Raw genomic sequence first — 5,763 nt, forward strand, 5'->3', positions numbered from 1 at the left:
AAATATAACCAAGAACCTCTATCTGGAATAATTTGTCCAGTATAAATTAATTTATTTCCAGCAGTATTTGATTCTTCTTCTTTAAAAATAACACCTGGAGATCTATGTAATTGGTTTACAACAACTCTTTCAACACCATTAACGATAAATGAAGTTCTTTCTGTCATTAAAGGAATTTCTCTTACGAATAAAGATTGTTCTTTCATATCTTTAACGCCGATTTTTTCACCAGTTTTTTCGTTTAAGTCCCATAATGTTAATCTGATTTTGATTTTTAATGGAATAGAGTAAGTAAGACCTCTAATCATAGCTTCTCTTACGTCATATTTTGGTTTACCCACTTCACTTTCGATATAGTCAAGAGTAATTCTACCTTGAGCATCATGTATTGGGAAAATAGATTTGAATACTTTTTCAATACCAGCATCGTTTCTACTTTCTTTTCCAACCATTAAAAAGTTGTCATATGAATTTTGTTGTAATTGTAATAAATTAGGAATTTCAATATGTTGTGGATTTTTAGCAAAATCGACTCTAAGCCTATTACCAGATTTTAAAGAATTTAGCATAGTTCACCTTATCTAAAATTTGATTTTTTTTTGCTTTTTAGTATAAAGCACAAAAGCATCCCTAAAGGATAGGGTTAAAACTCCGTGGAATTTTAACCTTAGCCTTCAAAGATGCTAACTGTATATAGGGCACAAAGCCCTATATAACATAAACATTACTTAAAAGTAATTATTTAACTTCTACTTTTGCACCAGCTTCTTCTAGTTTAGCTTTAACTGCATCAGCATCAGCTTTAGAGATACCTTCTTTAACTACTGCTCCAGCTTCTTCAGACATAGCTTTTGCTTCTTTTAATCCAAGACCAGTTAATTCTCTGATAACTTTAATAACGTTGATTTTTTTGTCTCCAGCGTCAACAATAACAACGTTGAATTCAGTTTGCTCTTCACCTGCATCAGCAGTAGCAGCAACAGCAGCACCAGCAACTGCAACAGGTTGTGCAGATACACCAAATTTTTCTTCGAATTCTTTTACTAATTCAGATAACTCTAATACAGATAAACCAGAGATGTATTCTAATACGTCTTCTTTAGAAATTGCCATTTCTTTTCCTTCTAATTTTTATTTTTAATTTTATATAAATAATTGTTGCTTATTATTAAGCAGCCTCTTCTTCTTTTTTCTTTCTAAGAGCATCAAGCCCAATAGTAAAGTTCGTAACTGGAGCCATCCAAGTAGCAGCAAGCATACCAAGAAGTTGTTCTCTTGATGGTAATTTAGCAAACGCGTTAACAGTAGCGAAGTCTGCAATTTTACCTTCGATGATACCAGATTTAATTGCAAATTTATCTTTGTTATCAGATGCAAATTTGTCAGCAACTTTACAAGCTGAAATTTGATCTTCAGACCATAAGAAAATATTTGTACCAGATAATTCAATATCACCTAATTCAGCATTTCTAACAGCAACAGTAACAAGAGTATTTTTTGCAACTTGAACTTTTGTTCCATTTTCTTTTGCTTCTTGTCTTAAAGTTTCTAACTGCTTATGAGTTAGACCTTTATAATCACAAACTACAATAGCTTGAGACTCTTTAAACTCTGAAGTTAAGAAATCAACAATTTCTGATTTTTGTTGTTTAGTCATCATAATTTATTTTCCCCCTTTCAAAACATCCAACTTCGGCGGGCTTTACAAGATACGGGGGTATCTAACCAGCTGTCTTCAGTTTTATCTCAGTGCTTTGAATAACACTCAAAAATATTGATTCTATCAACATATTTGAATGTTAAAAGAAGTAGTTGTAAATTGTGTATTTACAACTACTAAAATTTGTTATTTAATATCCATAACTTCTAATGGTTCTAATTGAACAGAAGGAGACATTGTTAACGAAATTGCTGCATTTGTAACATATCTTCCTTTTGCTGTAGAAGGTTTAGCTCTATTAATTGCTGAAATAAATGCTTTGATGTTTTCAGTAATTGCTTCATCAGAAAAAGAAACTTTTCCAACTGCTGCTTGCATATTACCTTTTTTGTCAACTCTATATGTAACTTGACCACCTTTTGCATCATTAACTGCTTTGTTAACATCCATAGTAACTGTTCCAGTTTTAGGATTTGGCATTAAACCTTTTGGCCCTAAAATTCTACCGATTTTACCAACCATTCCCATACAATCTGGAGTTGCTATTAATACATCAAAATTAATGTTACCAGCTTGAATTTCTTCTACTAAATCATCATTACCAACGATATCAGCACCAGCTGCTTTTGCTTCATCCATTTTTGTTCCCTTAGCGAAAACTGCAACTCTTACAGTTTTACCAGTTCCATGAGGAAGAACAACTGCACCTCTGATCATTTGATCAGCGTGTCTTGGATCTACATTAAGATTAAGTGCAACTTCAACACTTTCATCAAATTTTGCTGATTTTAATTCTTTTACACAAGATACTGCTTCTGCTAATGTGTATTTTCTATTTTCAACTTTTTCTAATAAACTTTTATATCTTTTTGAAACTTTTGCCATTTTATTCTCCGCAATATATTTTTTTTCGAGGAATTTAATACCTCAATTTGCTACCATCTTTTAAAGTCAGTGGTCAGACTGGATAACAGAATATTAAATTTCTGTTTCAATTCCCATAGATCTAGCTGAACCAGCAACAATTTTTGCAGCTTGTTCTCTATCATTTGTATTTAAATCTTTGATTTTCATATCAACAATTTCCATAACTTGATCTTTAGTTAATTTACCAATTTTGTTTTTAAGTGCGTTATCACTACCTTTTTTAACACCTGAAATTTTTTTAATTAAATCAGTCATTGGAGGTTGTTTAACTATAAATGTAAAACTTTTATCTGTATAGTAAGAAATCTCTACAGGAATAGTAAATCCTGCTTTATCTTTAGTTCTTTCATTGAAAGCTTTACAGAATTCCATAATATTAATCCCTCTTTGTCCAAGTGCAGGACCAACAGGTGGTGATGGATTAGCAGCACCAGCAGGGATCTGAAGTTTTAAAACACCAGCTATTTTTTTAGCCATCTTTTCTCCTTTAAATTTTTGTTGTTTAATGATTTAGACATTAGGCAAGAAAACTCAGAAGCTAATTTTATTGCCTAATGTCTATATTCTAATTTATACTACTCTTTCTACTTGTGTATAAGAAATTTCAACTGGAGTATTTCTTCCGAAGATTGATACATTTAATTTTAAAATACCAGAAGCAATATCAAACTCTTCAACTATACCGTTAAAGTTAGCGAATGGTCCTTCATTAATTCTTACCATTTCACCTTCATCAAATGAAACTTTTGGTTTAGCAGCGGCTCTATTATTTACTTTATCTAAAATAGAGTTAATATCTTTTTCAGATAAAGGTGTTGGTTTTTTTGATTCACCAATAAATCTTCCAACTTTAGGCATTGATTGAATTCTATGCCATAATGCAGTATCTAGGTCAATTTTTGCAAAAGCATATGCTGGATATAAAGGTCTTTCAACTATTGTTTTATTACCTTTTTTAACTTCGATTAAATCTTCTGTTGGAACTAATACTTCAGCTATTTTACCATCAGCCATTTCATCAGAAAGTCTTTCTAATGCTCTTTTTACTGTTAATTCACTTCCAGAGTGAGTTTGAATTGCATACCATAAATGTGCCATTATTAATTCCTTAGTTCATTACTGATGATAAGCTAAGAGACATAATTGCATCTATTAAAGCTAAAAACAATGATATAACTGTTACAACTACAAATACAGAAATATAAGCAGATCTAATTTGCTCTTTAATTGGGAAAATAACTTTTCCTATCTCTTCTCTTGCATTTTTATAATATGTTTTTAACTTACTCACAATTGACTCCAGAGTTATAATTATTTAGCTTATAAATATTTCTTAAAAAAGTTATTCTTTACTACTTTAAGAAATATTTGGTGGCAGGCCAGGAGGGACTCGAACCCCCAGCCATCGGATTTGGAATCCGGCGCTCTACCATTGGAGCTACTGACCTGCTTAAAAAGATAAAGGGTTAAGTAAAGTCTTACGACTTTAACTTAACTTCTTTATGAATAGTGTGTTTTCTTAATCTTGGACAATATTTGTTAACCTCAAATTTCTCAGTATGAGTTTTTGGGTTTTTCCAAGTAGTGTAATTAATATCTCCACTTTCTTGGCATTTTAATCCGATTTTAATTCTTATTGCTGCCATATTAATCCTTATTCTAGAACTTCAGCAACAACTCCAGCACCTACTGTTCTTCCACCTTCTCTAATAGCGAACTTAGTTCCCTTTTCAAGAGCAATTGGAGCAACTAAGCTAACTGTCATTTCTACGTTGTCACCTGGCATAACCATTTCAGTACCTTCTGGTAAAGTACAAGAACCAGTAACGTCAGTTGTTCTTACATAAAATTGTGGTCTATATCCTGAGAAGAATGGAGTATGTCTTCCACCCTCTTCTTTAGAAAGAATATAAACTTCTCCTCTAAATTTAGTGTGTGGAGTAATTGATCCTGGCTTAACAAGAACTTGTCCTCTTTGTACGTCTTCTTTTTTGATACCTCTTAAAAGAATACCTGCATTATCCCCAGCTTGACCTTCGTCCATTTCTTTTCTGAACATTTCAATACCAGTTACAGTAGTTTTTTGAGTGTCGTGGATACCAACGATCTCAATTTCTTCACCTAATTTAATAGTACCTTTCTCAATTCTACCAGTTACAACAGTACCTCTACCTTGGATAGTAAATACGTCTTCAACAGGCATTAAGAATGCTTGATCAGCATCTCTTTCTGGAGTTGGGATATAAGCATCAACTTCATCCATTAATTTATAGATTTTTTCAGCCCATTCACCAGCAGCACCAGCTTTAGCTTCTTCTAATGCTTGGAAAGCAGAACCAGCAATAATTGGAGTATCATCACCTGGGAAATCATAAGTAGATAATAATTCTCTAACTTCCATTTCAACTAATTCTAACATTTCTTCTTTATCTTCATCATCAAGTTGATCTTCTTTATTTAAGAAAACAACGATGTAAGGTACACCTACTTGTTTAGATAATAAGATATGCTCTCTTGTTTGAGCCATTGGTCCATCAGTAGCTGCAATAACTAAGATAGCTCCATCCATTTGTGCAGCACCAGTAATCATGTTTTTAACGTAATCGGCGTGTCCTGGACAGTCAACGTGCGCATAGTGTCTAGTTGCAGTTTCATACTCAACGTGAGAAGTAGCAATAGTAATTCCTCTTTCTCTCTCTTCTGGAGCATTATCAATTTGATCATAATCCATTGCTTTTTGACCATTTTTTAATGATAAACACATTGTGATCGCAGCAGTTAATGTAGTTTTACCGTGGTCAACGTGACCAATAGTACCAATGTTTACGTGTGGTTTACTTCTGTCAAATTTTTCTTTTGCCATAGAATTTTTCCTTTAAAAGATTTAATTAAATTGCCCTCTGAGCAGATAAGCCCAAAAGCTGATCTATTCAGAGGGGTATTGTGAGACATTCACATAAGTTAAATGTACGAATACAGCTAAATTATATAAACGGGTCGCAATTATACTATAAAAAAGATTACAAGGAGATTACAAAGTAGTAAAAAGAGTTATAATTTTTGCTATCTATAACTCAGCTCCCAGAATCAATAAAAAATAAATGGAGCGGGAGACGAGACTCGAACTCGCGACAATCTGCTTGGAAGGCAGAAGCTCTAGCCAACTGAGCTACTCC

At 32.8% G+C, this 5,763-nt stretch carries 8 protein-coding genes, 1 tRNA gene and 1 pseudogene; all 10 read right to left on the reverse strand.

What is annotated here, in order from left to right:
* Positions 1–569 (reverse strand): annotated as a pseudogene (locus tag ACQY5W_RS12850) (DNA-directed RNA polymerase subunit beta); the annotation flags it as partial.
* Between the two features lie 169 nt (positions 570–738).
* A complete protein-coding gene (rplL, locus tag ACQY5W_RS12855; RefSeq protein ID WP_428025373.1) occupies positions 739–1,113 on the reverse strand; it encodes a 50S ribosomal protein L7/L12 in 375 nt (124 codons plus the stop codon).
* 55 nt (positions 1,114–1,168) lie between these two features.
* Positions 1,169–1,657, reverse strand: a complete 489-nt coding sequence (rplJ, locus tag ACQY5W_RS12860; protein ID WP_428025379.1) for a 50S ribosomal protein L10 — start codon at positions 1,655–1,657, stop codon at positions 1,169–1,171.
* Positions 1,658–1,846: 189 nt separating this feature from the next.
* Positions 1,847–2,545 (reverse strand): 50S ribosomal protein L1, encoded by a 699-nt coding sequence (gene rplA / locus ACQY5W_RS12865; RefSeq protein ID WP_428025374.1) that lies wholly within the window; start codon positions 2,543–2,545, stop codon positions 1,847–1,849.
* A gap of 93 nt (positions 2,546–2,638) precedes the next feature.
* Positions 2,639–3,064, reverse strand: coding sequence for a 50S ribosomal protein L11 (rplK, locus tag ACQY5W_RS12870; RefSeq protein WP_428025375.1), 426 nt, complete (start codon positions 3,062–3,064; stop codon positions 2,639–2,641).
* A 93-nt stretch (positions 3,065–3,157) separates the two neighbouring features.
* Positions 3,158–3,685: a transcription termination/antitermination protein NusG gene (gene nusG / locus ACQY5W_RS12875; RefSeq protein WP_428025376.1), complete on the reverse strand. Its 528-nt coding sequence runs from the start codon at positions 3,683–3,685 to the stop codon at positions 3,158–3,160.
* A gap of 10 nt (positions 3,686–3,695) precedes the next feature.
* Positions 3,696–3,878, reverse strand: coding sequence for a preprotein translocase subunit SecE (gene secE, locus ACQY5W_RS12880; RefSeq protein WP_428025377.1), 183 nt, complete (start codon positions 3,876–3,878; stop codon positions 3,696–3,698).
* An 81-nt stretch (positions 3,879–3,959) separates the two neighbouring features.
* A tRNA-Trp gene (locus ACQY5W_RS12885) sits at positions 3,960–4,035 on the reverse strand.
* A gap of 30 nt (positions 4,036–4,065) precedes the next feature.
* Complete coding sequence (gene rpmG, locus ACQY5W_RS12890) at positions 4,066–4,224, reverse strand: 50S ribosomal protein L33 (RefSeq protein WP_419766447.1); 159 nt, start codon at positions 4,222–4,224, stop codon at positions 4,066–4,068.
* Positions 4,225–4,241: 17 nt separating this feature from the next.
* On the reverse strand, positions 4,242–5,450 hold the full coding sequence (gene tuf, locus ACQY5W_RS12895; RefSeq protein ID WP_428025378.1) for an elongation factor Tu: 1,209 nt from the start codon (positions 5,448–5,450) through the stop codon (positions 4,242–4,244).
* Between the last annotated feature and the right edge of the window lie 313 nt (positions 5,451–5,763).

Origin of the sequence: Arcobacter sp., assembly GCF_050300555.1 — a bacterium.
Lineage (GTDB): Bacteria > Campylobacterota > Campylobacteria > Campylobacterales > Arcobacteraceae > Arcobacter.

Excerpts from the sequence above, each read along its gene's own strand:
- rplL (WP_428025373.1), bottom strand. The coding sequence starts at position 1,113 with ATGGCAATTTCTAAAGAAGACGTATTAGAATACATCTCTGGTTTATCT.
- rplJ (WP_428025379.1), bottom strand. The coding sequence starts at position 1,657 with ATGACTAAACAACAAAAATCAGAAATTGTTGATTTCTTAACTTCAGAG.
- rplA (WP_428025374.1), bottom strand. The coding sequence starts at position 2,545 with ATGGCAAAAGTTTCAAAAAGATATAAAAGTTTATTAGAAAAAGTTGAA.
- rplK (WP_428025375.1), bottom strand. The coding sequence starts at position 3,064 with ATGGCTAAAAAAATAGCTGGTGTTTTAAAACTTCAGATCCCTGCTGGT.
- nusG (WP_428025376.1), bottom strand. The coding sequence starts at position 3,685 with ATGGCACATTTATGGTATGCAATTCAAACTCACTCTGGAAGTGAATTA.
- tuf (WP_428025378.1), bottom strand. The coding sequence starts at position 5,450 with ATGGCAAAAGAAAAATTTGACAGAAGTAAACCACACGTAAACATTGGT.